Origin of the sequence: Hydrogenophaga sp., from assembly GCF_050250835.1 — a bacterium.
GTDB lineage: Bacteria > Pseudomonadota > Gammaproteobacteria > Burkholderiales > Burkholderiaceae_C > Hydrogenophaga.
The window spans coordinates 1-26874 of sequence record NZ_JBFWNX010000012.1; the positions used below are offsets into that span (position 1 = coordinate 1).

Sequence of the window (26874 nt, forward strand, 5' to 3'; positions counted from 1 at the left end):
CTTAAAATCCCCCGTCGTGAAAACGACTTAGCGGTTCAAGTCCGCTTCGAGGCACCAGGCTAGGTTTTTTCCGGTTTCGCCGGTACAGTGAGTTTCCATGACCCGATACAACGCGCCCTTCGAAATCCATGTGCACGGCGACGTTCCGCTGCGCGAGGACGTGGTCTTTGGTCAGATCCAGGACGCGCTCAAGCCCTTGTGGCAGTACGCTGGTGCGCGATCACTGGCGGCAGCCGCCGAGAGCAGCTACGAAGACGAGCCTGGCATCCGCTTTGATGCGGAAGCCCATGTACTGCAGATCTGCTGGACGGTACCTGGCGACGAGGATTTTCGCCAGGCGATCGAAGAAGCCTGCATGGGCCTCAACGAAATCGCCTCGGCAGGTGCTCCGCTGGAGGTCTCGTTCTATGACGCCGAGTATGACGAGGAAGATGAATCGTCCGAAGAAGAAGCACGCGACGACTTCCTGATGTGCTTCGTGGGCCCCACGCCTGCGGCCATCATGCAGGTCCAGCGCGACCTGCTGGTGCAGGATGTGCTGCATGTGATGGAACGCCACTTTGACCCGTCCGAACTGGGCGATGTGGTTGCCTCGATCGACAAGCTCTTCACGCAGCGTTTCGATGCGCTGGTCAGTTCCATGCAGCTTGGCAAGCCGCCGCGCGGCTTCGGCGGCTCTTCTGGCCACGGCGGGCCTCGCAAGCCGCGCCATCTCCATTGACGCTTCGCGCAACCTGGCGTTGCGGCACCACACGGGGCGATTGACCCGAACACTGGAGCGCGCATGGCTTTGTTCTCCACCAATGCCCTGAACCCCGGCGTGCGCAAGCGCGAGGTGTTCGGCTGGGCGATGTACGACTTTGCCAACTCGGGCTACACCACGGTGGTGATCACGGCGGTGTTCGCCGCCTACTTCGTGGGAGCGGTGGCCGGTGGCAAATCCTGGTCTACCTTCGCCTGGACACTCTCGCTGAGCGTCTCGCACCTCATCGTGATGCTCACCATTCCGGCCATGGGCGCATGGGCCGACCGGCATGCGGCCAAAAAGCGCCTGCTGATGCTGACCACCGTGGGCTGCGTGCTAAGCACCGCTGCGCTGGGCCTGGTGGGGCCTGGCGCGGTGGCGCTGGGCATGATGCTCATCATGGTTTCCAACGTGTTCTTCGCCTGGGGCGAATCGCTGGTGGCGTCGTTCCTGCCCGAACTGGCACGGCCTCAGGCGATGGGACGCGTCAGCGGCTGGGGCTGGAGTCTGGGCTATGTGGGCGGCATGCTGGCGCTCGGCCTGTGCCTGGGCTACGTGCTTTGGGCACAAGCGCAAGGACAGGTGGCGGCTGAGTTCGTGCCCGTGACGATGTGGATCACCGCCGGCGTGTTCGGGATCGCCGCTCTGTTCACGCTGGTGTTGCTGCGCGAGCGAGCGCAGCCCGTCACCGGACCGGCGGGGGCGGGAGGTTGGCGCGAGTCGCTGCGCCAGTTGCGGCGCACTTTCCAACAGGCCCGCCGATACCGGGATTTCATGTGGCTGCTGGCCTGCGTGGCGGCATACCAGGGTGGGGTGGCCGTGGCGATCACACTGGCGGCGATCTACGCCGAGCAGGTGATCGGCTTTGTGCAACAGGAAACCATGGTGCTGATCTTCGTGCTCAACGTCGCCGCGGCGCTGGGTGCCCTGGCCTTTGGCTACTGGCAGGATCGCCTGGGTCACAAGTTGGCGCTGGGCATCACGCTGGTGGGCTGGGTGGCGACCTGCGTCATCGCGGCCATCACCACCACCAAAGGCGGATTCTGGTACGCCGCCGCCATTGCCGGCGTGTGCATGGGGTCGAGCCAGTCTTCGGGTCGCGCCATGGCTGGCATGCTCGCGCCACCTGCCCAACTGGCGGAATTCTTTGGCCTGTGGACCTTCGCCACGCGCGTGGCCAGCATCATCGGCCCGCTCAGCTATGGCGCCATCACCTGGATGACGGGGGGCAACCAGCGGCTGGCCATCGGTTTTACCGCCGTGTTGTTCCTGATCGGCCTGGCGCTATTGATGCCAGTGAACATGGCGCGCGGGCGGGCGGCCGCACTGGTTGAGGCATCCCCTGCCCACTGAAATTCAGGCTTGCAAGGCTTGCGCGGCGCTGTGGATGTTCAACCAGCGTCGTGCGGCCTGCATCAAAGCTTCAGGCGAACCCGTGGACGCAAGCACGGGTGGGCTGGCCGATCCTGTGTCCGTGGAGCTTTCACCCAAGACCTCACGCGTGCGGCGGGCCACCGGCATGCCGGTATCCATCAGCACCACCGACGGCCCACACAGGTGGCTCAGAACGTCGGCGGCAAACGGGTAGTGCGTGCAGCCCAGCACCAGGGTGTCCATGTCAGGCCCTGCCTGCTCGCGAAGCGCGTGGAGATTGCGTTCGCTCAAGGCCAAGATGGCGGGTGTGTCGTGCCTCTCGATGGCATCGGCCAGACCGTCGCAGGGCTGACAACTGAATTGCAGGGCCCGAGTGGCGCCCGCCAGCTGCCGTTCGCGCAACTGCGCGAAACGTGCGCTATCGAGGGTGCCCCGCGTGGCCAGCACGCCGATGTGTCCGCTGCGGCTGCTGATGGCGGCTGGTTTGAGCGCTGGCTCGACGCCGATGACAGGGAGATCCGGATTCCGCTCGCGCAGGCTGTCGATGGCCTGCGCGGTGGCGGTGTTGCAGGCCAGCACCAGCGCGTCGATGGCATGGGTCTCGCGCAGGTGCGCGGCAATGCGATGGGTGCGTGCCGAGACTTCTGAGGCCGTGCGCTCGCCATACGGCGCGTGTGCGCTGTCGGCCACGTAGACGAAGCGCGTGCCGGGCAGTTCCGAGAGCAAGGCGCGCAGCACGCTCAGGCCGCCAACCCCGCTGTCGAAAACGCCGACTGTCTTCAAGCGGCGGCGAGGCTGATGCCCTTGAACTCGCCAGTGGCGATGCGCTGCTGCCACTCGGCCGGACCGGTGATGTGAGCGCTGGTGCCACCCGCGTCCACGGCCACCGTGACCGGCATGTCGACCACGTCGAACTCGTAGATGGCTTCCATGCCCAGGTCTTCGAAACCCACCACCCTGGCGTGTTTGATGGCTTTGGAAACCAGATAGGCCGCCCCACCCACGGCCATGAGGTAGGCGCTCTGGTGCTTCTTGATGGATTCGATGGCGACCGGGCCGCGCTCGGCCTTGCCGATCATGGCGATCAGGCCGGTTTGCGCCAGCATCATGTCGGTGAATCCGTCCATGCGGGTGGCAGTGGTGGGACCGGCGGGCCCCACCGCTTCGTCGCGCACGGGATCGACCGGACCGACGTAGTAGATGACACGGTTGGTGAAATCCACCGGCAGCTTTTCGCCTTTGGCCAGCATGTCCTGAATGCGTTTGTGCGCAGCGTCCCGGCCAGTGAGCATCTTGCCGTTGAGCAACAGGGTCTGACCGGGCTTCCAGCTGGCCACCTCGGCCTTGGTGAGCTTGTTCAGGTCAATGCGCTGGCTCTTCTGGGTGTCGGGCACCCAGTTCACGTTGGGCCACAGGTCCAGGCTGGGCGCATCGAGGTACACAGGGCCGCTGCCGTCGAGCACGAAGTGGGCATGGCGGGTGGCGGCGCAATTGGGGATCATGGCCACGGGTTTGCTGGCCGCGTGCGTGGGGTACATCTTGATCTTGATGTCGAGCACGGTGGTGAGGCCGCCCAGGCCTTGCGCGCCGATGCCGAGCGCATTCACCTTGTCGTACAGCTCCAGGCGGAGCTCTTCGACCTGGCTGAGCCTCTCGCCTTTCGAGGCCTTCGCCTGCAGCTCGTACATGTCGATGTCGTCCATCAGGCTTTCCTTGGCCATCAGCACCGCCTTTTCGGCCGTGCCACCGATGCCGATGCCCAGCATGCCAGGCGGGCACCAGCCGGCGCCCATCGTGGGCACGGTCTTGAGCACCCAGTCGACCACCGAGTCGCCCGGGTTGAGCATGATCATCTTGCTCTTGTTCTCACTGCCGCCACCTTTGGCGGCCACCGTCACCTCCACGGTGTCGCCGGGCACAAGCTCGGTGAAGATCACGGCGGGCGTGTTGTCCCAGGTGTTCTTGCGCGCGAACTGCGGGTCTGCCACGACCGAGGCACGCAACTGGTTGTCGGGGTGGCTGTAGCCCTGGCGAACGCCCTCGTTGATGGCGTCTTCGAGGCTACCGGTGAAGCCGTCGAGCCTGACGTTCATGCCGACCTTGAGGAACACGTTGACGATCCCGGTGTCCTGGCAGATCGGGCGGTGGCCGGTCGCGCTCATCTTGCTGTTGGTGAGGATCTGCGCGATGGCGTCCTTGGCGGCGGCGCTCTGCTCGCGCTCGTAGGCGCGTGCGAGATGAGCGATGTAGTCCGCCGGGTGGTAGTAGCTGATGTATTGCAGGGCGGCGGCAACGGATTCGATCAGATCGTTCTGGCGGATGCTCGTGGTCATGGCGTGGGAAGGGGAAGAGGGCGGGGGAAACCGATGCTGCGCTGGCGGCATCGGAGCAATTTCTGCTACGGTAAGCGCAACCCGCATTTTGACAGGTCGCACCTCCGGACGTACGACCGTTGGAGAACCCCCATGAGCATTCGCATCGAGCGCGACACCTTCGGCCCCATCGAGGTCCCTGCCGAGCGCCTGTGGGGTGCGCAGACCCAGCGCTCGCTGCAGAACTTCGACATTTCCGGGGAGCGCCAGCCGCGCGAGATCATCCACGCGCTGGCGCAAGTCAAGCGAGCCAGTGCGGTGGTCAATCACCAACTGGGGCTGCTGCCGGCCGACAAGGCGCAGGCCATCGCGGCGGCGGCCGACGAAGTCATCGCCGGGCATCACGAGGCAGAGTTCCCTCTGGTGGTCTGGCAGACCGGCTCGGGCACCCAGACCAACATGAACGTCAACGAAGTGCTGGCCAACCGCGCCAGCGAGTTGCTGGGCGGTGAACGTGGCGAGGCCCGCCTGGTTCATCCCAACGACGATGTGAACCGCAGCCAGTCGAGCAACGACGTGTTCCCCACCGCCATGCATGTCGCGGCCGTCGCGTCGCTCACGCACAGCCTTCTACCCGCCATCGCCAGCCTGCGTGGCACCCTGGAGAAGAAAGCGGCCGATTTCGACGACATCGTGAAGATTGGGCGCACCCACCTGCAGGACGCCACACCATTGACCCTGGGCCAGGAGATATCGGGCTGGGCGGCGCAACTCGCCCATGGTGAGGGGCACGTGCGCGACGCACTGCCGCACCTGTGCGAACTTGCCCTGGGCGGCACGGCGGTGGGCACAGGTTTGAATGCGCCTCGGGGATATGCCGAAGGTGTGGCACGTGAACTGGCTGCCCTCACAGGCCTGCCTTTCGTGACCTCACCCAACAAATTCGAATCGCTGGCTTCCGTGGATGCGCTGGTTCATGCGCACGGCGCGATCAAAACCCTCGCGGCCAGCATGAACAAGATTGCCAACGATGTGCGCTGGCTGGCCAGCGGGCCGCGCAGCGGCATCGGGGAACTGCGCATCCCGGAAAACGAGCCGGGCTCGTCGATCATGCCCGGCAAGGTGAACCCCACGCAGAGCGAGGCAGTCACCATGCTTTGCGCCCAGGTTTTCGGCAACGACGTGGCCATCAACATCGGCGGTGCTTCGGGCAATTTTGAACTGAACGTCTTCCGGCCCATGGTGGCGCACAACTTTCTGCAGAGCGTGCGCCTGCTGGCTGACGGCATGAAGAGCTTCGATGCCCACTGCGCAGTGGGCATCGAGCCCGAGCGCGAGCGCATGGCGGAACTGGTGGCCCGGTCGCTGATGTTGGTGACCGCACTCAACCCGCACATCGGCTACGACAATGCGGCCTTCATTGCGAAAAAGGCGCACCGGGAGGGCACCAGCCTGCGCGAGGCCGCCATCGCGTCGGGCCACGTCACGGCCGAGCAGTTCGATCGGTGGGTGCGCCCCGAGCAGATGGTGGGGCGCTGAGGCTCAGTGCTCGTCCCTGGGCGCCGGGTGTGCCATCAGTCGATCGGTCATGGCGATGGCCATGGCACTGAGAAGAAAGACCACATGAATGATGGTCTGCCACATCAGCACCTTCTCGTCGTAGTTGGCTGCGTTGATGAAGGTCTTGAGCAGGTGGATGGAGCTGATGCCGATGATGGCCGTGGCCAGCTTGACCTTGAGCACCGAGGCGTTCACGTGGCTGAGCCATTCGGGTTGATCGGGGTGGTTCTCCAGGTGCATGCGGCTCACGAAGGTCTCGTAGCCGCCCACGATCACCATGATCAGCAGGTTGGAGATCATGACCACGTCGATCAGGGCCAGCACCACCAGCATGATGACGGTCTCGTTCAGCCCCGTGAGCTGGACATCGCTCTTGTAGCCGATGCTGTGAATCAGCTTGTCCAGTGCCACCTGGCTGCCGAAGGCGGCCTCGATCAGGTGCACCAGCTCGACCCAGAAATGGAACACATAGATCGCCTGCGCTGCGATCAGTCCGATGTAGAGGGGCAACTGCAGCCAGCGGCTGGCGAAGATCAGGTTGGGCAGCGCGCGCACAGAGGCGGGCGTTTTGACGGGTTCGGTCATGGATGGCGGGCAGGTTGGGACGGCCCGAAACGGGCCAGCGCGAAGTGGCCGTATTGTAGGTCCGCGTCTGGTCGTATATTCGGGCTTTTCCCCAGCAGCCCGGTGCCATGTAAGTGGCTCGTAAGAGCCTTTGCGCACAGTCCCCGGCTGTCACGCTTCCGGCAACACCACCTAGGAGACAGTCCATGTCAGCGCCTTCGTCGTCCATTGAATCCACCCTGGTCGAAAACCGAGTTTTTGAACCTTCCGAGGCGATTCAGAAGGCTGCCCGGGTGTCGGGCATGGCAGCCTACCAGGCGCTGTGTGCCGAAGCGGACAAGGATTTCGAAGGTTTCTGGGCCCGTCTGGCGCGCGAAACGCTGAGCTGGCACAAGCCATTCACCACGACGCTGGACAGCTCCAGGGCGCCCTTCTACAAGTGGTTTGAAGACGGCGAACTCAATGCCTCTTACAACTGCCTGGATCGGCACATGGGCACGCCGGTGGAAAACAAGACGGCGATCATCTTCGAGGCCGATGACGGCGTGGTGACGAAGGTCACCTACAAGGAGTTGCTGGGCAAGGTCTCGCGCTTTGCCAATGCGCTGAAGGCGCGTGGCGTCAAAAAGGGCGACCGCGTGGTGATCTACATGCCCATGACGGTGGAAGGCGTGGTCGCCATGCAGGCCTGCGCGCGCATCGGTGCCACCCACAGCGTGGTGTTTGGAGGCTTCTCGGCCAAGGCGCTGCAAGAGCGCATCCAGGACGCGGGTGCGGTTGCCGTCATCACCGCCAACTACCAGCTCCGCGGCGGCAAGGAGCTGCCGCTCAAGGCCATCGTGGACGATGGCATTGCCATGGGTGGTTGCGATTCGATCAAGAACGTCATCGTCTTCCAGCGCACGCCAACGGCCTGCAACATGGTGGCCGGGCGCGATAGCTTCCTGCACGACGTGATGGCCAGGGAATCCGACGTGTGCCCCGCAGAAATGGTGAGCGCTGAACACCCGCTCTTCGTGCTCTACACCTCGGGGTCAACTGGCAAACCCAAAGGCGTGCAGCACAGCACCGGCGGCTACCTGCTGTGGGCTCACCTCACGATGAACTGGACCTTCGACCTGAAGCCCCAGGATATCTTCTGGTGCACAGCCGACATCGGCTGGATCACCGGCCACACCTATGTGGCCTACGGCCCTCTGGCTGCCGGCGCGACGCAGATCGTGTTCGAGGGCGTGCCAACTTACCCGAATGCAGGGCGCTTCTGGCAGATGATCGAGAAGCATCGGTGCACCATCTTCTACACCGCACCGACGGCCATCCGCTCGCTGATCAAGGCCGCCGAAGGCGACGAAAAAGTGCACCCGGCGCGCTCCGACCTCTCAAGCCTGCGCCTGCTCGGCTCGGTGGGAGAGCCCATCAATCCCGAGGCCTGGATGTGGTACTACCGGCACGTGGGTGGCGAGCGCTGCCCGATCGTGGACACCTTCTGGCAGACCGAGACCGGCGGTCACATGATCACACCGCTGCCTGGGGCCACGCCCCTGGTGCCGGGTTCGTGCACGCTGCCGTTGCCCGGCATCGCCGCAGCGATCGTCGACGAGGCTGGCCACGACGTGCCCAATGGCGCGGGCGGCATTCTGGTGGTGAAGAAGCCCTGGCCCTCGATGATCCGCACCATCTGGGGCGATCCGGAGCGCTTCAAGAAGAGCTACTTCCCCGACGAGCTCAACGGCTACTACCTGGCTGGCGACGGTGCGGTGCGAAGCGCCGACCGGGGTTACTTCCGCATTACCGGCCGCATCGACGATGTGCTCAACGTCTCGGGCCACCGCATGGGCACGATGGAGATCGAATCCGCCCTGGTCGGCAAGACCGACCTGGTGGCCGAAGCGGCCGTGGTGGGTCGCCCCGACGACCTCACTGGCGAAGCCATCGTGGCTTTTGTGGTGCTCAAGCGCTCGCGCCCCACCGGCGACGAGGCCAAAGCCATCGCCAAGCAGTTGCGTGACTGGGTGGGCAAGGAAATCGGACCGATCGCCAAGCCCAAGGACATCCGTTTTGGCGACAACCTGCCCAAGACGCGGTCGGGCAAGATCATGCGCCGCCTGCTGCGCTCCATCGCCAAAGGCGAAGCCATTACGCAGGACACCTCGACACTGGAGAATCCCGCGATCCTGGATCAGCTGTCGGAAAACAACTGACCCGTAGAAAACCTCGGACAAGAAAAAACCCGCTGGATTTATCAGCGGGTTTTTTGTGGGCGAAACTGAAGATTACTTCTGGCTCAGCACCCAGGCCGCGAGCTTCTTGGCGTCAGCTTCGCTGACCTGCGTGTTCGCGGGCATGGGAATGGCACCCCAGACGCCGGAGCCGCCCTTGATGATCTTGGCAGCCAGCGCGTCGACGGCCTTGGCATCACCTGCGTACTTCTTGGCCACGTCCTTGTAGGAGGGGCCCACGAGCTTTTTGTCCACTGCGTGGCAGGCCATGCAGTTCTTACTCTTGGCCAGGGCTTCGTCGGCCATGGCGGGCGCCGCCAGGGTGGTGATGGCGGCCATAATCAGCAAAGCACGTTTCATGGGGATTGTCCTTGTGAGTGATGCCGGGATCGGCATGCCGCAATTTTACCGAGTCAGGCCCCTCGGGAAACGACCGGTTACAGTTTCTTGTCGGCTTTGCCGGGCCTTTACTGGAGGGTGTGATGTATTTCCTGATCGCAGGCTTGATCCTGATGCTGATGAAGTACCTGGAGTTCGGCTTCGCCACCGACCTCTCGTGGTGGTGGGTGCTCTCGCCTTTTGCAATGGCAGTGCTCTGGTGGATATGGGCCGACACCACCGGCTACACGCGGCGCAAGGCCATGGAGAAAATGGACCAGAAGAAGCAGGATCGAATCGACAGGCAGCGCGAGAACCTCGGCATCAAGACCAAGAGGCGCTCGCGCTGATGCCCTGCGTCAATACGCGTCGAGCACGGCACCCTTGCTGGCGCTGGCGGCATTGAACGCGAACTTGGCCTGCACGCCGCGCGTGTAGCGCGGGGCCGGCGCCGTCCATGTGGCTCGGCGCCTGGCGATCTCGGCCTCCGGCACATTCAGTTCCAGCAGCAACTGGTGCGCGTCGATGGTGATGCTGTCACCCTCCTGAATGAACGCGATGGTGCCGCCAGCAGCCGCCTCTGGCGCCACGTGGCCCACGACCATGCCCCAGGTGCCGCCCGAGAAACGGCCATCGGTGATCAGGCCCACGCTCTCGCCCAGGCCTGCGCCGATCAGCGCACCGGTGGGTGCCAGCATCTCGGGCATGCCGGGGCCGCCCTTGGGGCCCAGGTAGCGCAGCACCATCACGTCACCCGCCTTGATCTTGCCGTCAAGAATCGCCTGCAGGGCCGACTGCTCGTCGTCGAACACGCGCGCCGGGCCGGTCATCACGGGCTTCTTCAGGCCGGTGATTTTGGCCACCGCGCCTTCGGGGCTGAGGTTGCCCTTGAGGATTGCCAGGTGGCCCTGCGCGTACATCGGCTTGTCGATCGGGCGAATCACGTCCTGATCCGAGCGCGGCACGTCCGGCACATCCCTGAGCACTTCTGCAATCGTCTGGCCGCTGATGGTGATGCAATCGCCGTGCAGCAGTCCGGCGTTGAGCAGTACCTTCATGACCTGCGGGATGCCGCCGGCGCGGTGCAGGTCCACGGCCAGGTACTTGCCACTCGGTTTGAGGTCGCACAACACGGGCGTGCGTTTGCGGATGCGCTCGAAATCGTCAATGGTCCATTCGACCTCGGCCGCGTGAGCGATGGCCAGGAAGTGCAGCACGGCGTTGGTGGACCCACCGGTGGCCATGATCACGGCCACGGCGTTTTCGATGGCCTCGCGGGTGACGATGTCGCGCGGCTTGATGTCCTTCTTGATGGCCTCGATCAGCACTTTGGCCGATTCCTTCGCCGAGTTCATTTTCTCGTCGTGCGGGTTGGCCATGGTGCTGGAGTAGGGCAACGAAATGCCCAGCGCTTCGAAGGCCGACGACATGGTGTTGGCGGTGTACATGCCGCCACAGGAACCGGTGCCGGGAATCGCATGCATCTCGATCTCGCGCAGGTCGGCGTCGCTCAGGTTGCCTGCGGCGTTCTGGCCCACGGCCTCGAACACGCTGACGATGTTGAGATCCTGATCCTTCCAGCGGCCGGGCAGGATGGTGCCGCCGTATACATAGATGGCGGGCACGTTGGCGCGAAGCATGCCCATCAGGCCTCCGGGCATGTTCTTGTCGCAACCGCCCACCACCAGCACGCCATCCATCCACTGGCCCTGCACGCAGGTCTCAATGCAGTCGGAAATCACCTCGCGGCTTACCAGCGAGTACTTCATGCCTTCGGTGCCCATGGCCATGCCATCGGAAATCGTGGGCGTACCGAACACCTGGGCGTTGCCGCCGGCTTCCTCGATGCCGGCAATCGCCGCGTCGGCCAGTTTCTGCAGGCCCGAGTTGCACGGAGTGATCGTGCTGTGGCCATTGGCCACGCCCACCATGGGCTTGGAAAAATCGCCTTCCTGGTAGCCCATGGCGTAGTACATGGAGCGATTGGGCGCGCGCGACTTGCCCTGGGTGATGTGGGCGCTGCGGTGGTTGATCGGCTGGATCGGAATGGTTTTCTTGTCGGCCATGGTTGTCTCGTCGTAGGGCGGTGGGAGGGAGAGAGCCGCGCGTTCGCTGGCCCGTGCCAGCGGGGAGTATGCGTCACGAGTCGCGCTGTTTCCAATTGGTTTGGTGGCGTGGACTAATATGTACTGCATATGAGAGACGTCGGAAATCAGCTGCGGATTGAATTGAGGCAGTGGCGCCAGTTTGTCGCGCTCGCCGAGGAATTGCACTTCGGTCGTGCGGCCCTTCGCCTGCACATGACCCAGCCACCGCTCACCCAGGCCATCGCGGGGCTGGAGCAGATCCTGGGGGTGCGTCTGTTCGAGCGCACCAAGCGCAGTGTCGCGCTCTCGCCGGCGGGCATGGCCCTGTTGCCCGAGGTTCGCGAACTGCTGGTGCGCGCGCATGCCCTGCCCGAACTGGCCCGCGCCGCTGCAGCCGGCGAACTGGGGCGCCTTCGACTGGCCTTCGTGTCTACCGTGGGCTACGAGCTGCTGCCGCGCTGGGTGCGGGCTTTTCGCCAGCGCTGGCCGCAGGTGGCGCTGGAGCTCACGGAGGCCACGGGTGATGTCCAGCTCGACCTGATGGCCAGCGGCGAGGCGGATGCCTGCTTCATGCTGCACTCACCTGGCTTTGCCCTTGCAGGTCTGTCTCACATGCGCATCGCCAGTGAGCCGCTGGTGGTGGCCATCCCCGAATCGCACCCGCTGGCTGCGCTGGAGGCGCCGAAGCTGGCGGCGCTGCTCGGCGAGCCGCTGGTGATCTTCCCGCGTCGCATCCTGCCTTCGGTGCATGACGCCGTGTTCAAGCTCTACCACGCCACCGGTCACGTGCCGCAAGTGGCGCAGGAAGCGATCCAGATGCAGACCATTGTCAACCTCGTCTCGGCCGGGCTGGGTATTGCCTGGGTGCCGCAGAGCGTGCGTCAGTTCCAGCGCACGGGCGTGGTCTACCGCAGCCCGGCGCTGCCGCGCGGTCGTTCGCTGCCGGCATGCGAAACCAGCCTGGTGTGGCGCTCAGACGTGGTGAGCCCGGCGCTGGGACACTTGGTCGAATTTGCCAAAAGTGCCCTGCCACAATAGGCCTCATGCTTCAACACCCCCAGATTGATCCCGTGGCCCTGCAGATCGGGCCCCTCGCCATCCACTGGTATGGACTGACCTACCTCGCAGCGTTCGGCCTGTTTCTGCTGCTTGGCCGCCTGCGCCTGAACCATCCGCCGTTTGCCGGCGTCATGCAACCAGCCCCCTGGACGCGGCGCGACGTGGAAGACATCCTTTTCCTTGGTGTGCTGGGTGTGGTGGCCGGTGGCCGGATCGGCTACTGCCTGTTCTACAAGCCCGCTTACTACCTGGCCAACCCGCTGGAGGTTTTTGCGGTTTGGCAGGGCGGCATGAGCTTCCATGGCGGCCTGATCGGTGTGATGGTGGCCATGGTCTGGTATGCGCGCAGCCGGCAGCGGCCTTTCATGCAGGTCATGGACTTCGTGGCACCCTGCGTTCCGACGGGCCTGGCAGCGGGGCGCGTGGGCAACTTCATCAATGGCGAACTGTGGGGGCGCGTGGCCGACCCGTCGCTGCCCTGGGGCATGGTGTTCCGTGGCGCTGGCGACCTGCCGCGCCATCCCTCGCAGGCGTACCAGTTCCTGCTGGAGGGCTTGCTGCTCTTCGTGCTGCTCTGGCTGTATGCGCGCAAGGAGCGTGCGCGCGGGCAGGTGTCGGCGGTGTTTCTGCTGGGCTACGGCGTGCTTCGCTTCATCGCCGAATATTTCCGCGAGCCCGACGCCCACCTGGGCCTGCTCGCCTTGGGCATGAGCATGGGGCAGTGGCTTTGCGTGCCCATGATCGCAGGTGGTGTGTTCCTCTGGTGGTGGTTCGGGCGCCGCTCGCCGTCCGTCTGAGGGCAGGGTAAATACCGGGTGACGGATGAGGACGGCTTCTTAAAATTATCTGTAATTACAGATCATTACGGATGCGACTGGTGCTCAACTCCCTCCACGACGAAGTAGCGGCCAAGCTGCGGGAACGCATCTTCTCGGGCGACCTGCCGCCCGGCAGCTTCATTGATGAGCCGGCATTGTGTGCTTCCTTGTCCATCTCGCGCACGCCGCTGCGCGAAGCCCTCAAGGTGCTCACCGCCGAAGGGCTGTTGCGCCACGAGCCGCGCAGAGGTTGCTTTGTCAGCCAGATCACCGAGCGCGACCTGGACGAAATCTTCCCTGTGCTGGCGCTGCTGGAGGGTCGTTGCGCCTTCGAGGCCGCCAACAACGCAAGCGACGCCGAGCTCGTCGCGCTGGAGCAGCTCCACGAGCGCCTCAACCGAAGCGCCAGAGCGCGGCGCATCACCGACTACTACGAGGCCAACTTCGCCATCCACGAAGCCATCATCACCCTGGCCAACAACCGATGGCTGGCGCAGGTGATCGGCGATCTGCGCAAGCTCGTCAAGCTGGCTCGGTTGCAACAGTTGCACGCGCCGGGCCGGCTGGATCAAAGTCTGTCTGAACACATGGCGGTGTTTGCTGCACTCAAGGCGCGCGATGCCGAGGGCGCCGAAGCCGCCATGCGCACGCACCTGACGCGGCAGCGTGTGGCGCTGCGTGAGCTCGCGCGCAGCCAGGCATCGAGGCTCATGGCATGAACACCACCGAATGGCTGAGCCAGAGCGTCTCGCGGCTGCGAGCGCCCAAAAAAGCGGTCCCGCCACGCTCTACCCAGGAACGGCTCAAGGCCACGTTGCGCCAGGACGACGAGGCCATGTCGCCGCGCGCCTTGCGCCAGTCTTTGAAGGACCTCAAGTCCATCGTCGATCCACTGGTGAGCGAAGTGGAGGGAGGGCGCCGTGCTCAGGCCATGATGGACTGGTATGCCAGCGCCGCGCCGCCGCATCGGCGCGACCTGTGGCTGCTCATGAGCGAGCGCTTCGTGGCCGATCCGCTGCAGGTGAAAGAGGCTCAGGCACAGTACGCCGCCGCCGTGGGCACGCCCGACGAAGCCGCCGCTGAAGTGCTCTACAGGCGCGCCACCGTGTCGCCGCGCAGGCGGCTGCTGCAACGCTTCAGCGCCAACCCCGACGGCGTGCGGTTTCTGGTCGACCTGCGTGCCGAAATGCAATCGCACCTCAAGAGCGACAAGCGCCTGCTCGCGCTGGACGTGGAGATGGAGTACATGTTCTCCACCTGGTTTGACGTGGGCTTTCTGGAGTTGCGCCGCATCACCTGGGATTCACCCGCCTCGCTGGTGGAAAAACTCATCCGCTATGAAGCCGTGCACGACATCCGCAGCTGGACCGACGTGAAGAACCGCCTTGACAGTGATCGCCGCTGTTACGGGTTCTTCCACCCGCGCCTGCCCGAGGAGCCGCTGATCTTTGTGGAAGTGGCGCTGACCAACGAGATTGCCGACAGCATCACGCCACTGCTGGACGAGTCCGCCGCACCCGCCGATCTCGATCGCGCCACGACCGCCATCTTCTACTCGATCAGCAACACCCAGACCGGCCTGCGCGGCGTGAGCTTCGGCGACTCGCTGATCAAACGGGTGGTGGAGACGCTGCACCAGGAGTTTCCGCGCCTCAAGACCTTTGCCACACTCTCACCCATTCCTGGCCTTCGCGCCTGGCTGAACAAGACCGCACCCACCGAACTGCTCAAAGCCTGGGAGCGTGCAGACGAACTGCCGGAAGGCTCGGAAGATCGCCGGACCTTGATGGGCTGGGCAGCGCGCTACCTGGGCCAGGAGATGCAGGACGGCAAGCCGCTGGATGCGGTGGCGCGGTTCCACCTGGGCAATGGCGCTCGCGTGGAACGCCTGAACTGGGCCGCCGACCCCTCGCCCAAGGGCTTGAAGCAGTCGCATGGATTGATGGTGAACTACCTCTACGATCTCAAGCGCCTGGACAAACACCGCGCCTGGCTGGCGCAGGGAAAAATCCCGATAGCAGCGGCCATCAAAGACCACTACCTTTGAAACCGCCATTTCAACCACAGGAGACAACTGCATGGATCATCAAAGCCTGAACCGTAGGGACATCTTGCGAGCAGCCGTGGCGGGCGCCGCGCTCTACAGCACAGCGGGACACACCCAGTCGACCTGGCCCACCAAGCCGGTGACGATGATCGTTCCCTTCCCTGCCGGGGGTGGTACCGACGCATTCGCGCGGCCCATGGGCGCGCAGTTCACGCGGCTGACAGGCAAGTCGCTGGTGATCGACAACCGGGGCGGTGCAGGCGGCACGCTCGGAGCAGGCATTGCGGCCAAGGCCACGCCGGACGGCTACACCCTCTTCATGGGGGCGGTGCACCACACCATCGCGCCCAGCATGTACCCCAAGCTGGACTACAACCTTGAGACCGATCTGGTGCCGCTGATTCTGGTGGCCAGCGTTCCGCAGGTGGTGGTGGTCAATCCCAAGCGCGTGACGGCGGCAAACTTCAAGGAATTCCTGGCGCAGGTAAAGGCCAACCCGGGCAAGCTCAATTACGCCTCGGCCGGCAGCGGCACTTCACATCACTTGGCCGGCGAGTTGTTCAAGCAGCAGACCAACACCTTCATCACCCACATTCCCTACCGGGGCGCTGGCCCGGCGCTCAACGATCTGATCGCAGGTCAGGTGGACGTGATGTTCGACGGCCTCGGTTCCTCTGCAGGCCACATCAAGGGCGGACGCATCAAGCCCTTGATGGTGTCGGGCAAGCAGCGCAGCGCAGCCTTGCCCGACGTGCCCTGTGCAGCCGAAATGGGCTTGCCAGACTACAACGTGACGACCTGGTACGGCGTGTGGGCGCCCAAGGGAACGCCTGCGGAAGCTCAGGCACGCGCGATCGAGGAAATCCGCAAAGCCGTCAGCACCGACGAAGCCAAAGCGGTCTGGGCCAGCCAGGGCGCCGAGTTCGCGAACGTGAGCGGCCCGCAGTTCGACGCCTTCGTGAAAGGTGAGATTCAGAAGTGGGCGCAGGTGGTCAAGGCTTCGGGCGCCAAGCTCGAATGAGCGGCCGGGTTCGACTCGACGTGGAAGGTCAGGTGGCTCGGGTCACGTTGAGCCATTCTGCCAAGTTCAACGCCATGTCGCGCGCGATGTGGCGTGAACTGCGGTCGGTCTTCGACATGCTCTCGGCTCGCGAAGACCTGCGTTGCGTGATCGTGGCCGGGGAGGGCGGGCACTTCTGTGCCGGTGGCGACATTGCCGAGTACCCCGGTTTCCGTTTCGAGGAAGCCAGCTTGCGAGCGTTTCACGAAGGTGATGTGTGGGGCGGCCTGAGCGCCATGCTGGCCTGCGACATTCCCATCGTGGCGCAGATCGAAGGGCATTGCATGGGGGCAGGTGTGGAGATCGCCTGCTGCTGCGACATCCGGCTGGCCGCTGAATCGGCTCGCTTTGGCGCACCAATCGCGCGGCTGGGTTTCCCCATGGCCCCGCGCGAGGCTCAACTGGTGCTGCGCGAAGCGGGCGCTGCCACGGCGCGGGAAATGCTGCTGGAGGCCGCCGTGCTGGAGGCCAGTGAAATGAAGGCGCGGGGTTTTCTGCATGCGGTGCTGCCTGGTCAGATGGTGGCCGCACAGGCGCACGATCGCGCGCTGCGCATCGCTGCCCTGGCGCCCCGGGCGGCCCGCCTGAACAAGCAGGCGATGCGGGCCCTGGTCGGTATCGAGCCACCCGCCGGTTTGCTCGATCATGCCTATCGTTACGCCGATGGCGACGAGCATCGGGAGGGCGTAACTGCTTTCCTGAACAAGCGCCGAGCCGTGTTCTGAGTTTTTTTGAGTTTCAGCAACGTTCACAGCATCCTCATGGACAACCACAACCTCTTTGTTGCCCTGCGTGCGGCGTTTCCCGCCGACCTGGAAGCCACCGCCGTCGAAACCGTGGGTGGCGAGCATGCCGGCCTGCGCTATTCCTGGCGTGACCTGGAGCGCGCCAGCGCGATGATGGCCAACCTGCTCGACTCGCTGCAGTTGCCCGCCGGATCGCGCATCGCCGTGCAGGTGGAGAAATCGGTGGAGGCGCTGGTGCTCTACCTGGCCACGCTGCGCGCAGGCCATGTGTTTCTGCCGCTCAACACCGCCTACCAGGCAGGTGAGATCGAGTACTTCATCGGCAATGCGGAGCCTGCCGTGGTGGTGTGCAGCAAAGCCAATTTCGGCTGGGTGTCCAAGATCGCCTTCAAGGCTGGCACGCGCCACGTGTACACGCTTGACGAAGATCGCAGCGGCACTTTGCTGGACCGCGCTGCGCACCACAGCGATGTGCATACACCGGCCGTGCGGCGCGCCGACCACCTGGCCGTGATCATTTACACCAGCGGCACCACCGGGCGCAGCAAGGGCGCCATGCTTTCGCACGGCAACATGCTGAGCAATGCGCAGGTGCTGCGCCAGTACTGGGGATGGCGGCCGGACGACGTGCTCATTCACGCGCTCCCGATCTTTCACGTGCATGGTCTGTTCGTGGCCATCCACGGGGCGCTGATCAATGGCAGCCCCATGCTCTGGCTCAATCGCTTTGATCCGCGTGCGGTGGTGGAGCTGTTCCCGCGTGCGACCGTGTTCATGGGTGTTCCCACGCTGTATGTGCGCATGCTCGCCGACCCGAGGCTCACGAAACAGCAGGTGGCTCACATGCGCCTGTTCGTCTCGGGCTCGGCACCGCTGCTCATCGAGACTTTCGACGAATGGAAGGCCTGCACCGGCCACACCATTCTGGAGCGCTATGGCATGAGTGAAACGGTGATGATTGCCTCCAACCCGTATGCAGCAGATGCACGCCACGGCGGGCAGTCCGAGCGGCGTGGAGGCACGGTGGGCTTCGTGTTGCCCGGCATCGAGCTGCGCGTGGTGGACGAAAGCAGTCTGCCGGTGCCTTCAGGCGAGATCGGCGGCATCCAGGTTCGCGGACCCAATGTGTTCAAGGGCTACTGGCGCATGCCCGAAAAGACCGCCGAGGAGTTCACGGCCGACGGCTATTTCAAGACCGGCGACGTGGGGCGCATCGACGAACGGGGCTATGTGAGCATCGTCGGCCGCAGCAAGGATCTCATCATCTCGGGCGGCTACAACGTTTACCCGGCTGAGATTGAGGGCTGCATCAACGAAATGGCCGGCGTGGCCGAGAGTGCAGTGGTGGGCGTGCCCCACCCGGACTTCGGCGAAGTGGGCGTGGCGGTGGTGATCGCCAAGCCGGGCGCAAAGGTCGAGCCCGATCAGGTGGTGGCCGCGCTCAAGGCCCGCCTGGCCAACTTCAAGATTCCCAAGCGCTGCGTGGTCGTGCCCGACCTGCCGCGCAACACCATGGGAAAAGTCCAGAAGAATCTGCTGCGAGAGCAGTACAAAAGCAGCTTTTCGCGCTGAGGTCTACCTCAACACGAGAACGGGGGTGTGCGAATGCGTCAACACCTGCTGCGTCTCGCTGCCCAGCAGAAGTCGCTTGATGCCGCGGCGCCCGTGCGATGCCATCACGATCAGGTCGCACTTGTTGCGCTTGGCTGCGGCGATGATGGCTTCGGCGATCAGGTCCGACTTGACCGTGACCGGCTTGACCTTGACCTCGCGCAACTGACCGGCCGACTTCACCGCATTGACCGCGGCCATGGCTTCTTCCTGCCACTGCTTCTCGATGCGGGCGACCTCGGCAGCGGCCAGTGCCACGCCGCCTTCGAAATAGGTCTGCGGATAACGCGGAACCACCTTCAGCGCCACCACCTCGGCACCGGTGAGATCGGCCAGATTGATGGCATGCTCCACGGCCTGTTGCGAGAGTTTCGAGCCATCGGTGGCCACCAGGATGCGTTTGTACATGGAGTGCTCCTCGAAGTTGTGTGCTGGAGGCTCAGCGTAGCAAACTGAGGCCACCTGTGGTTGACATATGTCAACGGCATGAAACAAGACACGCCATACCCTACGGCCATGAATCAGGCCTCCGCCACGCTGCCGGTTGGGCTTCGGCTCGCCGACGCAACGTCCGCCCCCCCGTCCCCCGAGCGTTCCGCGGGTTCGACGGACTGGCTGGGCGCGCATCGCGGACCGCTGACCGTCACCGACGATTTCGCTGTGCTCGACGACCCGGTGGAGCAAAAAGCGTTCACCGACGTGAACGAGGAAGATGGCCACATCCTGGCCGATTCGCTGTTGATGGTGCAAGGGATGTACTGCGCTGCCTGTGCCGATGCGGTGGAGTCCGCGCTGCAGGACCTGCCCGGCGTGCGCCAGGCCCGGGTGCATGCGGCCACGCGCCGCCTGCGCGTGCGCTGGGACCCGACGGCCACGCAGATGTCGGTTTTGGCGCGCGCCGTCGGTGCCGCCGGCTACCGCTTGCTGCCCATGGAACAGGCGCTTTCCATCAGCCAGCGCCTGCTGGAGACACGCCAGGCGCTCTGGCGACTTTTCGTCGCCGGCCTGTGCATGATGCAGGTGATGATGTACGCATGGCCGGCGTACGTGACCGAGCCCGGCGAGATCCCTGCGGACATTGAGCAGTTGCTGCGCTGGGCCAGTTGGGTGATCTGCCTGCCGGTGGTGTTCTTTGCCAGCGGGCCCTTCTTTCGCAGCGCCTGGCGCGACCTGCGGCGCGGCCGCATCGGCATGGACACACCGGTGTCCGTCGGCATCCTGATCACCTTCCTGGCCAGTTCGGCGGCCACCTTCGATCCGTCTGGACCCTGGGGCTCCGAAGTCTGGTTCGACTCTCTCACCATGTTCGTGTTCTTCCTGCTGGGGGGGCGCTACCTGGAGCACAAGGCGCGCGACCGCACCGCCGGCGCGCTCGACAGCCTCATGAACCGGCTGCCACAGGCATGCGAGCGACGGGGCGCCGCTGGCGCTTTCGAGACCGTGTCCATCCGCCGCCTGGTGCCGGGCGACGTGGTGCGGATCTCCGCTGGTCAGGCTTTTCCTGCGGATGGTGAGCTGCTCAGCGAGCGTGCCACGGTGGACGAGGCCCTGCTCACCGGTGAGTCGCACCCGGTGTCGCGCGAGCGCGGTCAGGGCCTGGTGGCGGGCAGTTTCAATCTGGGCGGCCCGGTGCTGGTGCGCCTGGTGCGTGTGGGAGCGGACACCCGATTTGCGCAGATCGTGCGACTGATGGAGCAGGCGTCCACCGAGAAGCCTCGGCTGGCGGTGCTGGCCGATCGCGTGGCTGCGCCGTTCCTCGTGCTGGTGATGCTGGCAGCGACCCTCGCGGGCTGGTATTGGTGGCAGATCGACCACACCCAGGCGCTCGCCGTGGCCGTGGCGGTGCTCATCGTCACCTGCCCCTGCGCGCTTTCGCTGGCCACGCCTGCGGCCATGCTTGCCGCGGCTGGAGCGCTGGCGCGGCGCGGGGTGCTGGTGCGCCGGCTGCAAGCTTTCGAGGCGCTGGCAGGCGTCAACGCGGTGGTGTTCGACAAAACCGGCACGCTGACCCACGAAGGGCTCGCTCTTCGGGACGTGATCACGCGGTCGGGTGTGTCGCGCGACGATGCGCTGGCCCTGGCCGGAGCGCTGGCGGAAGGTTCATTGCACCCGGTTTCACGGGCCATCGCTGCCGAGGCCAGCCAACGACTGCTGCCAGTGCCGCCCCTGTCGGCGCGCGGCGAAGTGGCGGGGCAGGGCATGCAGGCGGAGGGCGCTGACGGCAGGGTGGTACGCCTGGGATCGGCGGGCTTCTGTGGTGCAGCGGTGCGGCAGGGCGACGGTTCACCCACGGTGCACCTGAGCGATGCGCAAGGCTGGCTGGCCAGCTTCGTGATGCAGGAGTCGCTGCGAGCCGATGCCCGCGACGCTGTCTCGGCCTTGCGCGCCATGGGCGTGCGCACCTGGTTGCTGTCGGGCGATCGAGCTGAGGCGGCGGCGCGGGCTGGTGAGGCGGTGGGTGTGGACCACGTCATCGCCGGTGCCACGCCCGAGCGCAAGCTCGCTGAGGTGGCGGATTTGCAGGCCGCTGGCCTGAAGGTGGCCATGGTGGGCGACGGCCTGAACGATGGCCCCGTTCTGGCTCGGGCAGACACGTCTTTCGCCCTCGGCCATGCGGCGCCTTTGGCTCAGGCGCAATCGGACTTCGTCATTCAGGGTGGACAGGTCATGGACGTCGTGCTCGCCTTGCGGCACGCGCGCACGACCCTGCGCATCGTGCGTCAGAACCTGGCCTGGGCAGCGGCCTACAACGCCATCAGCGTCCCGTTGGCGCTTGCCGGCTACATGCCGCCGGCCCTGGCGGGTCTGGGCATGGCTGCCAGCTCGCTGCTGGTGATCGGCAATGCCTTGCGGCTGACTCGCCAAACCGACTGAAAGCCTTATGGACATCCTGTACCTGCTCATCCCGTTGTCCGTTCTGCTGGTGTTCGGGATCATCGGTGTCTTCTGGTGGGCACTGCAATCGGGTCAGTTCGACAACATCGAGCGCGAGGGTGAACGCATCCTGAAGAGCGATTGACCTAGGTCAAGGTGCTCACAGACCACCTTGCGCACACTGGCAACAGTGACATTTGCGAGGAGTTCTGTATGTCCATGACAAGCAAGGCCGGCCAGGCGACGGTCTACAACGACAAAGTGGTTCGGCAGTTCGCCATCATGACGGTGGTGTGGGGCGTGGTCGGCATGCTGGTGGGCGTGATCATCGCCGCCCAGCTCACCTGGCCTTCGCTCAATCTCGGCATTGAATGGCTGTCCTATGGAAGGTTGCGGCCGCTGCACACCAACGCGGTGATCTTTGCGTTTGGCGGTTGTGGCCTGTTCGCCGCCAGCTACTACGTGGTGCAGCGCACCTGCCAGACGCGCATCTTCTCCGACGGCCTGGCCGCCTTCACCTTCTGGGGTTGGCAGCTGGTGATCGTACTGGCAGCGGTCACCCTGCCGCTGGGCCTGACCCAGGGCAAGGAATACGCCGAACTCGAATGGCCGATCGACCTGCTGATTGCGGTGGTGTGGGTCGCGTACGCGGTCGTGTTCTTTGGCACCATCGGCCTGCGCAAGGTGCGCCACATCTACGTGGCCAACTGGTTCTTCGGCGCCTTCATCCTCGCCGTGGCCATGCTGCACATCGTCAACAGTGCGGCCTTGCCGGTGGACCTGTTCAAGTCGTACTCGGCCTACGCTGGTGTACAGGACGCCATGGTGCAGTGGTGGTACGGCCACAACGCCGTGGGCTTCTTCCTCACGGCGGGCTTCCTCGGGATGATGTATTACTTCATCCCCAAGCAGGCCGAGCGGCCCGTGTACTCGTATCGCCTGTCCATCGTGCACTTCTGGGCGCTGATCTTCACCTACATGTGGGCCGGCCCGCACCACCTGCACTACACCGCGTTGCCCGACTGGACGCAGTCGGTGGGTATGGTGTTCTCGCTCATCCTGCTCGCTCCGAGCTGGGGCGGCATGATCAACGGGATCATGACCCTCTCGGGTGCATGGCACAAGCTGCGCGACGACCCGATTCTGCGTTTCCTGATCGTCTCGCTCTCGTTCTACGGCATGTCGACCTTCGAGGGTCCGATGATGTCCATCAAGACGGTGAACGCCCTGAGCCACTACACCGACTGGACCGTGGGCCACGTGCACTCCGGCGCGCTGGGCTGGGTGGGTCTGGTGACCATGGGTTCCATGTACTACCTGATTCCACGTTTGTATGGCCAGAAGAAGATGTATTCCGTGCCTGCGATCGAAATCCATTTCTGGGTGGCCACCATTGGCATCGTCCTCTATATCGCCGCCATGTGGATTGCGGGGGTGATGCAAGGCCTGATGTGGCGTTCGGTCAACCCCGATGGCAGTCTGACCTACACCTTTGTCGAATCCGTCAAGGCCACCTTCCCCTTTTACGTGATCCGCCTGCTCGGTGGCCTGCTCTACCTCGGCGGCATGCTGGTGATGTTGTGGAACACGGTCATGACCGCGCGCAGCGGACAGGCGCAGGAAGTGCGCATTCCCGCCATCAATCCCGCCCATGCCTGAGGACAACACCATGGCTCAAAACAACAAACCCCAGGGTTTCACCCACGAGCGGATCGAGACCAACAACTTCCTGATGATCGTGCTCATCGTGCTGGTGATCGCGGTCGGCGGGCTGGTCGAGATCGTTCCGCTGTTCTTCCAGAAATCCACCACGCAACCTGTGGAAGGCTTGAAGCCCTACAGCGCACTGCAGATTGCCGGACGCGACGTGTACGTGCGCGAAGGCTGCTACAACTGCCACTCGCAGATGATCAGGCCGTTCCAGGCCGAAACGCTGCGCTACGGCCACTACTCGGTGGCAGGTGAGTTCGTCTATGACCGCCCGTTCCAGTGGGGCAGCAAGCGCACGGGGCCCGACCTCGCCCGCGTGGGTGGACGCTACAGCGACGAATGGCACCGCCTGCACCTGATCAATCCACGCGATCTGGTGCCGGAGTCCAACATGCCGGCCTACCCCTGGCTCGAGAAAAGGACCGTGAACGAGGCCGGCATTCCGCGCCGCATGGAAGTGCTGCGCACGCTGGGTGCGCCCTACACCGACGAAGAGATCGCCGCATCCACCGCCGATGTGAAGGGCAAGACCGAGCTCGAAGCCCTGATCGCCTACCTGCAGGTGCTGGGCACCGCCATCAAGTGAGCCCCGCGGAGAACACCATGGACATCAACGACCTGCGCAGCATCATGACGGTGATCAGCCTGCTGACTTTCCTGGGCATCGTCGCCTGGGCATGGTCCAGGCGCAATCAGGATCGCTTCGACGAGGCAGCTCGCCTGCCATTCGAAGACGAAGCATGAACTCGGCCCGAACAAGTAGAGAAACATCATGAGCGACTTCACAAGCAACTTCTGGGCGATCTACGTGGCAGGGCTCACTCTGGTCAGCATCGTGGCCTGCGTGATCCTGCTGTGGGTGAGTGGCACCACCAAGGTGGCCGCCTCCGCCGACAACACCACCGGCCATGTGTGGGACGGTGACCTGCGGGAAATGAACAACCCGCTGCCGAAGTGGTGGGTCTATCTCTTCGTCATCACCGTCGTGTTTTCCCTGATCTACGGCATGCTCTACCCCATGTTTGGCACCTACCAGGGTGTGCTGGGCTGGTCTTCCGATGGGCAGCACAAGGCCGAGGTGGAAAAAGTCGAGAAGGCCATCGCACCCATCTATGCAAAGTTCCAGGGCATGACGCCCGAGCAACTCGCCGGTGACGCCAGTGCCATGGCGATCGGCGAAAGGCTGTTCATGAACAACTGCGCGCAGTGCCACGGTTCGGACGCTCGAGGCGCCCGCGGATTCCCCAATCTCACCGATGGCGACTGGCTCTGGGGCGGAGAACCCGCTCTGATCAAGACGACACTGACCGAAGGGCGCACGGGCGTGATGCCGCCCATGGCCGCAGCCGTGGGGACCCCGGAGGATGTGCGCAACGTCGCGCACTACGTGCTCAGTCTCTCCGCCACCCCCCACGATCCGGTGCGCGCGGTGCAAGGCAGGGCCAAGTTTGGAGCCTGCGCGGCTTGCCACGGTATGGACGGCAAGGGCAACCAGGCCATGGGCGCACCCAATCTGACCGATGGAACCTGGCTGCACGGCTGGGGCGAGGAGGCGATCGTGCGCGCCGTGAACAACGGCTTCACGAACCAGATGCCGGCTCAGGCCAGCAAGCTCAACGCCGATCAGATCCAGGTTCTGACTTCCTATGTCTGGGGCCTGTCCCGCAAGCCCGCCACCGCCAACTGATTTCCCCGTGACCACCGCCAGCACCGGCGCCAGCTCGCCCAAGACCGTCATTCCCATCGTCTCGGTGCCCGCCGAGGACGAGGAGATGGTTTCTCTGTACGCCTCGCGCCAGAAGATCCACCCCCGTTCGGTGTCGGGCATCTTTTCTCGCTGGCGCTGGCTCACGGTGTGGATCACGCAGATCGTCTTCTACGGCCTGCCCTGGCTGGAGTGGAATGCGCGGCAGGCGGTGTTGTTCGATCTGGAAGTCCGCCGCTTCTACATCTTTGGCCTGGTGCTGTATCCGCAGGATTTCATCTACCTCACGGGCCTGTTGGTGATATCGGCGCTCTCACTCTTCCTGTTTACCGCCGTGGCCGGGCGCCTGTGGTGCGGGTTTGCCTGTCCTCAGACCGTTTACACCGAAATCTTTCTCTGGATCGAAAAGAAGGTGGAGGGCGATCGCTCGGCCCGGCTGCGGCTGGACGGTTCGAAGCTCACCGCAGCCAAGTTCGGCAAGAAATCCCTCAAGCATGCGCTGTGGATCGCCTTCGCCTTGTGGACTGGCTTCACCTTTGTCGGCTACTTCACCCCCATTCGCGAGCTCGGTGCGCTGGCACTCGCCGCGTCGCTCGGTCCCTGGCAAACCTTCTGGGTCTTCTTCTACGGTTTCGCCACCTACGGCAATGCCGGATTCCTGCGCGAACAGGTCTGCAAGTACATGTGTCCCTACGCGCGCTTTCAGAGCGCGATGTTCGACAAGGACACCATGATCGTGACCTACGATGCGCAGAGAGGCGAACCGCGAGGCGCACGGTCAAAGAAGGCCGATCCCAAGGCGCTTGGCCTGGGCTCCTGTGTGGACTGCACACTTTGCGTGCAGGTCTGCCCCACCGGCATCGACATCCGCAAAGGGCTGCAGTACGAGTGCATCGGTTGCGCAGCCTGTGTGGACGTGTGCGACGAGGTGATGGACAAGGTCGGCTATCCGCGTGGCCTCATCAGGTTCTCCACCCAGAATGGCATGGCGCAGGGTTGGAACACGCGCCAGATGTTGCAGCGTGCGTTGCGCCCGCGCGTGCTTGTGTACACCGGCATCCTGTCGACGATCACCCTGGCCGTGGGCGTGAGCCTCTTCTTGCGAACGCCGCTCAAGGTGGATGTGATTCGCGACCGTGGCGCGCTGGCGCGCATGGTGGAGCAAGGGCGAATCGAAAACGTGTTTCGTCTTCAGATCATGAACGCCACCGAATCGACACAGCGCTACGTCATCAGTGTCACAGGCCTGCCGGGCATCACACTGGCCTCGGATGCCGAGATCGAGGTGTTGCCCACCGAGGTGCGTTCGGCCGCGGTGCGGGTGCAGATTCCGCCTGACGCGGCCAGCACGGGCTCGCATCCTATCGAGTTCAAGATCCATGCCACGGGCGATGGCGTCTCGCGCGTGACCGAAAAGGCTGCCTTCGTCGTGCCGCGATGAAGCCCGAACCCTATCCCACCAGGAGCAAACCATGAGCCTATCCGCCCCCAGCGTACTCAAAGCCCCCTCACCGGCGTGGTGGCGCGTGCCGCAGATGTGGCTCGTGGTGGGCGGACCGCTGGCGGTGGTGGTGGCCAGCCTCATCACCGCCTGGATCGCGGTTCACAACGCCGATCCCGTCCTGGACAAAAGCGCGTTCGAACGCGACCGCCAGGCCGCCATGGCATTGCAAGGCCAGGCGAGGGCGGACGCGCTGATCAAGCTGCAGCCGGCCCACCAGGCCCGAAACCACGCCGCGTCGCCCGTGGTGCCGCAGGACCGTTGACATGGACGCGCGGCCCTGGATGGTGATCGTCTGGCCGGCCTTCCTGCTGGCGGCCGTCTTGGAGATGGTGGTGTTTGCCCTGGTCGACCCAAGCGATCTGCACTGGTTCGGTCAGCCCCTGCACTGGTCTCGCCAGGCGGTCTATACCGTGGCCTTCTTCGTGTTCTGGGCGGTGGCAGCGGTGTCCAGCGCGCTCACGCTGCTGCTGGCCAGGCCGTCCAGCGACATCAACCGTTGAC

Annotated in this window: 27 protein-coding genes; 21 read left to right on the plus strand and 6 right to left on the minus strand. The window is 64.4% G+C overall.

The window, feature by feature from the left end:
• Window positions 1–97: 97 nt before the first annotated feature.
• A complete protein-coding gene (locus tag AB7F11_RS14940) occupies window positions 98–721 on the plus strand; it encodes a DUF6806 family protein (RefSeq protein WP_428290869.1) in 624 nt (207 codons plus the stop codon).
• 63 nt (window positions 722–784) lie between these two features.
• Complete coding sequence (locus AB7F11_RS14945) at window positions 785–2098, plus strand: MFS transporter (RefSeq protein WP_428290870.1); 1314 nt, start codon at window positions 785–787, stop codon at window positions 2096–2098.
• 3 nt (window positions 2099–2101) lie between these two features.
• Here AB7F11_RS14945 and murI read toward each other — a convergent pair whose 3' ends face one another.
• Together murI and AB7F11_RS14955 are read right to left on the minus strand one after the other, a co-directional pair.
• Window positions 2102–2902, minus strand: a complete 801-nt coding sequence (gene murI / locus AB7F11_RS14950; protein WP_428290871.1) for a glutamate racemase — start codon at window positions 2900–2902, stop codon at window positions 2102–2104.
• Entirely contained in the window at window positions 2899–4452 is a 1554-nt protein-coding gene (locus tag AB7F11_RS14955; RefSeq protein WP_428290872.1) for a fumarate hydratase, read from the minus strand. The genes murI and AB7F11_RS14955 overlap by 4 nt, the downstream gene beginning before the upstream one ends.
• A gap of 132 nt (window positions 4453–4584) precedes the next feature.
• On the opposite strand from AB7F11_RS14955, the gene fumC reads away from it, so the two are divergent.
• On the plus strand, window positions 4585–5970 hold the full coding sequence (fumC, locus tag AB7F11_RS14960; RefSeq protein ID WP_428290873.1) for a class II fumarate hydratase: 1386 nt from the start codon (window positions 4585–4587) through the stop codon (window positions 5968–5970).
• Between the two features lie 3 nt (window positions 5971–5973).
• Here fumC and AB7F11_RS14965 read toward each other — a convergent pair whose 3' ends face one another.
• A complete protein-coding gene (locus AB7F11_RS14965; protein ID WP_428290874.1) occupies window positions 5974–6576 on the minus strand; it encodes a TIGR00645 family protein in 603 nt (200 codons plus the stop codon).
• 185 nt (window positions 6577–6761) lie between these two features.
• On the opposite strand from AB7F11_RS14965, the gene acs reads away from it, so the two are divergent.
• Window positions 6762–8756, plus strand: coding sequence for an acetate--CoA ligase (gene acs, locus AB7F11_RS14970; RefSeq protein ID WP_428290875.1), 1995 nt, complete (start codon window positions 6762–6764; stop codon window positions 8754–8756).
• A gap of 72 nt (window positions 8757–8828) precedes the next feature.
• Here acs and AB7F11_RS14975 read toward each other — a convergent pair whose 3' ends face one another.
• Complete coding sequence (locus AB7F11_RS14975; protein WP_428290876.1) at window positions 8829–9134, minus strand: c-type cytochrome; 306 nt, start codon at window positions 9132–9134, stop codon at window positions 8829–8831.
• 122 nt (window positions 9135–9256) lie between these two features.
• On the opposite strand from AB7F11_RS14975, the gene AB7F11_RS14980 reads away from it, so the two are divergent.
• A complete protein-coding gene (locus tag AB7F11_RS14980; protein ID WP_428290877.1) occupies window positions 9257–9502 on the plus strand; it encodes a TIGR04438 family Trp-rich protein in 246 nt (81 codons plus the stop codon).
• 9 nt (window positions 9503–9511) lie between these two features.
• Here the strand turns inward: AB7F11_RS14980 and ilvD are convergent, their stop codons facing one another.
• A complete protein-coding gene (gene ilvD / locus AB7F11_RS14985) occupies window positions 9512–11218 on the minus strand; it encodes a dihydroxy-acid dehydratase (protein WP_428290878.1) in 1707 nt (568 codons plus the stop codon).
• 129 nt (window positions 11219–11347) lie between these two features.
• Between ilvD and AB7F11_RS14990 the strand changes: the two genes are divergently transcribed.
• The 7 genes from AB7F11_RS14990 (at window position 11348) to AB7F11_RS15020 (ending at window position 18541) form a co-directional block, all read left to right on the plus strand.
• Complete coding sequence (locus tag AB7F11_RS14990; protein WP_428290879.1) at window positions 11348–12277, plus strand: LysR family transcriptional regulator; 930 nt, start codon at window positions 11348–11350, stop codon at window positions 12275–12277.
• 5 nt (window positions 12278–12282) lie between these two features.
• Window positions 12283–13095, plus strand: a complete 813-nt coding sequence (lgt, locus tag AB7F11_RS14995) for a prolipoprotein diacylglyceryl transferase (RefSeq protein WP_428290880.1) — start codon at window positions 12283–12285, stop codon at window positions 13093–13095.
• A gap of 71 nt (window positions 13096–13166) precedes the next feature.
• On the plus strand, window positions 13167–13835 hold the full coding sequence (locus tag AB7F11_RS15000) for a GntR family transcriptional regulator (RefSeq protein ID WP_428290881.1): 669 nt from the start codon (window positions 13167–13169) through the stop codon (window positions 13833–13835).
• Window positions 13832–15163, plus strand: a complete 1332-nt coding sequence (locus AB7F11_RS15005) for a malonyl-CoA decarboxylase (protein WP_428290882.1) — start codon at window positions 13832–13834, stop codon at window positions 15161–15163. The genes AB7F11_RS15000 and AB7F11_RS15005 overlap by 4 nt, the downstream gene beginning before the upstream one ends.
• Window positions 15164–15194: 31 nt before the next feature.
• On the plus strand, window positions 15195–16184 hold the full coding sequence (locus AB7F11_RS15010) for a Bug family tripartite tricarboxylate transporter substrate binding protein (protein ID WP_428290883.1): 990 nt from the start codon (window positions 15195–15197) through the stop codon (window positions 16182–16184).
• Window positions 16181–16948, plus strand: a complete 768-nt coding sequence (locus AB7F11_RS15015) for an enoyl-CoA hydratase/isomerase family protein (protein WP_428290884.1) — start codon at window positions 16181–16183, stop codon at window positions 16946–16948. Before AB7F11_RS15010 ends, AB7F11_RS15015 begins: the two co-directional genes overlap by 4 nt.
• Window positions 16949–16984: 36 nt before the next feature.
• Window positions 16985–18541, plus strand: coding sequence for a malonate--CoA ligase (locus AB7F11_RS15020; RefSeq protein WP_428290885.1), 1557 nt, complete (start codon window positions 16985–16987; stop codon window positions 18539–18541).
• 3 nt (window positions 18542–18544) lie between these two features.
• Here AB7F11_RS15020 and AB7F11_RS15025 read toward each other — a convergent pair whose 3' ends face one another.
• Window positions 18545–18988, minus strand: a complete 444-nt coding sequence (locus AB7F11_RS15025) for a universal stress protein (protein ID WP_428290886.1) — start codon at window positions 18986–18988, stop codon at window positions 18545–18547.
• Between the two features lie 108 nt (window positions 18989–19096).
• Between AB7F11_RS15025 and AB7F11_RS15030 the strand changes: the two genes are divergently transcribed.
• From AB7F11_RS15030 to AB7F11_RS15070, 9 genes are all read left to right on the plus strand, one after another.
• Window positions 19097–21454: a heavy metal translocating P-type ATPase gene (locus tag AB7F11_RS15030; protein ID WP_428290887.1), complete on the plus strand. Its 2358-nt coding sequence runs from the start codon at window positions 19097–19099 to the stop codon at window positions 21452–21454.
• Window positions 21455–21461: 7 nt separating this feature from the next.
• Window positions 21462–21599, plus strand: a complete 138-nt coding sequence (gene ccoS / locus AB7F11_RS15035) for a cbb3-type cytochrome oxidase assembly protein CcoS (RefSeq protein WP_159606574.1) — start codon at window positions 21462–21464, stop codon at window positions 21597–21599.
• Between the two features lie 74 nt (window positions 21600–21673).
• The gene (gene ccoN / locus AB7F11_RS15040; protein WP_428290897.1) at window positions 21674–23113 is read left to right on the plus strand and encodes a cytochrome-c oxidase, cbb3-type subunit I; all 1440 of its coding nucleotides are present in this window, start codon (window positions 21674–21676) and stop codon (window positions 23111–23113) included.
• A 10-nt stretch (window positions 23114–23123) separates the two neighbouring features.
• Window positions 23124–23750, plus strand: a complete 627-nt coding sequence (gene ccoO / locus AB7F11_RS15045; RefSeq protein WP_428290888.1) for a cytochrome-c oxidase, cbb3-type subunit II — start codon at window positions 23124–23126, stop codon at window positions 23748–23750.
• A gap of 17 nt (window positions 23751–23767) precedes the next feature.
• Window positions 23768–23908, plus strand: coding sequence for a cbb3-type cytochrome oxidase subunit 3 (locus AB7F11_RS15050; protein WP_428290889.1), 141 nt, complete (start codon window positions 23768–23770; stop codon window positions 23906–23908).
• A gap of 28 nt (window positions 23909–23936) precedes the next feature.
• Window positions 23937–24851: a cytochrome-c oxidase, cbb3-type subunit III gene (gene ccoP, locus AB7F11_RS15055; RefSeq protein WP_428290890.1), complete on the plus strand. Its 915-nt coding sequence runs from the start codon at window positions 23937–23939 to the stop codon at window positions 24849–24851.
• Window positions 24811–26310 (plus strand): cytochrome c oxidase accessory protein CcoG, encoded by a 1500-nt coding sequence (ccoG, locus tag AB7F11_RS15060; RefSeq protein ID WP_428290891.1) that lies wholly within the window; start codon window positions 24811–24813, stop codon window positions 26308–26310. The genes ccoP and ccoG overlap by 41 nt, the downstream gene beginning before the upstream one ends.
• A gap of 31 nt (window positions 26311–26341) precedes the next feature.
• Entirely contained in the window at window positions 26342–26635 is a 294-nt protein-coding gene (locus AB7F11_RS15065; RefSeq protein ID WP_428290892.1) for a FixH family protein, read from the plus strand.
• A gap of 1 nt (window position 26636) precedes the next feature.
• A complete protein-coding gene (locus AB7F11_RS15070) occupies window positions 26637–26873 on the plus strand; it encodes a hypothetical protein (protein ID WP_428290893.1) in 237 nt (78 codons plus the stop codon).
• The last annotated feature ends 1 nt before the right edge of the window (window position 26874 follow it).

Excerpts from the sequence above, each read along its gene's own strand:
- AB7F11_RS14940 (WP_428290869.1), top strand. The coding sequence starts at position 98 with ATGACCCGATACAACGCGCCCTTCGAAATCCATGTGCACGGCGACGTT.
- AB7F11_RS14945 (WP_428290870.1), top strand. The coding sequence starts at position 785 with ATGGCTTTGTTCTCCACCAATGCCCTGAACCCCGGCGTGCGCAAGCGC.
- AB7F11_RS14955 (WP_428290872.1), bottom strand. The coding sequence starts at position 4,452 with ATGACCACGAGCATCCGCCAGAACGATCTGATCGAATCCGTTGCCGCC.
- fumC (WP_428290873.1), top strand. The coding sequence starts at position 4,585 with ATGAGCATTCGCATCGAGCGCGACACCTTCGGCCCCATCGAGGTCCCT.
- AB7F11_RS14965 (WP_428290874.1), bottom strand. The coding sequence starts at position 6,576 with ATGACCGAACCCGTCAAAACGCCCGCCTCTGTGCGCGCGCTGCCCAAC.
- acs (WP_428290875.1), top strand. The coding sequence starts at position 6,762 with ATGTCAGCGCCTTCGTCGTCCATTGAATCCACCCTGGTCGAAAACCGA.
- AB7F11_RS14975 (WP_428290876.1), bottom strand. The coding sequence starts at position 9,134 with ATGAAACGTGCTTTGCTGATTATGGCCGCCATCACCACCCTGGCGGCG.
- AB7F11_RS14980 (WP_428290877.1), top strand. The coding sequence starts at position 9,257 with ATGTATTTCCTGATCGCAGGCTTGATCCTGATGCTGATGAAGTACCTG.
- ilvD (WP_428290878.1), bottom strand. The coding sequence starts at position 11,218 with ATGGCCGACAAGAAAACCATTCCGATCCAGCCGATCAACCACCGCAGC.
- AB7F11_RS14990 (WP_428290879.1), top strand. The coding sequence starts at position 11,348 with ATGAGAGACGTCGGAAATCAGCTGCGGATTGAATTGAGGCAGTGGCGC.
- lgt (WP_428290880.1), top strand. The coding sequence starts at position 12,283 with ATGCTTCAACACCCCCAGATTGATCCCGTGGCCCTGCAGATCGGGCCC.
- AB7F11_RS15000 (WP_428290881.1), top strand. The coding sequence starts at position 13,167 with ATGCGACTGGTGCTCAACTCCCTCCACGACGAAGTAGCGGCCAAGCTG.
- AB7F11_RS15005 (WP_428290882.1), top strand. The coding sequence starts at position 13,832 with ATGAACACCACCGAATGGCTGAGCCAGAGCGTCTCGCGGCTGCGAGCG.
- AB7F11_RS15010 (WP_428290883.1), top strand. The coding sequence starts at position 15,195 with ATGGATCATCAAAGCCTGAACCGTAGGGACATCTTGCGAGCAGCCGTG.
- AB7F11_RS15015 (WP_428290884.1), top strand. The coding sequence starts at position 16,181 with ATGAGCGGCCGGGTTCGACTCGACGTGGAAGGTCAGGTGGCTCGGGTC.
- AB7F11_RS15020 (WP_428290885.1), top strand. The coding sequence starts at position 16,985 with ATGGACAACCACAACCTCTTTGTTGCCCTGCGTGCGGCGTTTCCCGCC.
- AB7F11_RS15025 (WP_428290886.1), bottom strand. The coding sequence starts at position 18,988 with ATGTACAAACGCATCCTGGTGGCCACCGATGGCTCGAAACTCTCGCAA.
- AB7F11_RS15030 (WP_428290887.1), top strand. The coding sequence starts at position 19,097 with ATGAATCAGGCCTCCGCCACGCTGCCGGTTGGGCTTCGGCTCGCCGAC.
- ccoS (WP_159606574.1), top strand. The coding sequence starts at position 21,462 with ATGGACATCCTGTACCTGCTCATCCCGTTGTCCGTTCTGCTGGTGTTC.
- ccoN (WP_428290897.1), top strand. The coding sequence starts at position 21,674 with ATGACAAGCAAGGCCGGCCAGGCGACGGTCTACAACGACAAAGTGGTT.
- ccoO (WP_428290888.1), top strand. The coding sequence starts at position 23,124 with ATGGCTCAAAACAACAAACCCCAGGGTTTCACCCACGAGCGGATCGAG.
- AB7F11_RS15050 (WP_428290889.1), top strand. The coding sequence starts at position 23,768 with ATGGACATCAACGACCTGCGCAGCATCATGACGGTGATCAGCCTGCTG.
- ccoP (WP_428290890.1), top strand. The coding sequence starts at position 23,937 with ATGAGCGACTTCACAAGCAACTTCTGGGCGATCTACGTGGCAGGGCTC.
- ccoG (WP_428290891.1), top strand. The coding sequence starts at position 24,811 with ATGTCTGGGGCCTGTCCCGCAAGCCCGCCACCGCCAACTGATTTCCCC.
- AB7F11_RS15065 (WP_428290892.1), top strand. The coding sequence starts at position 26,342 with ATGAGCCTATCCGCCCCCAGCGTACTCAAAGCCCCCTCACCGGCGTGG.
- AB7F11_RS15070 (WP_428290893.1), top strand. The coding sequence starts at position 26,637 with ATGGACGCGCGGCCCTGGATGGTGATCGTCTGGCCGGCCTTCCTGCTG.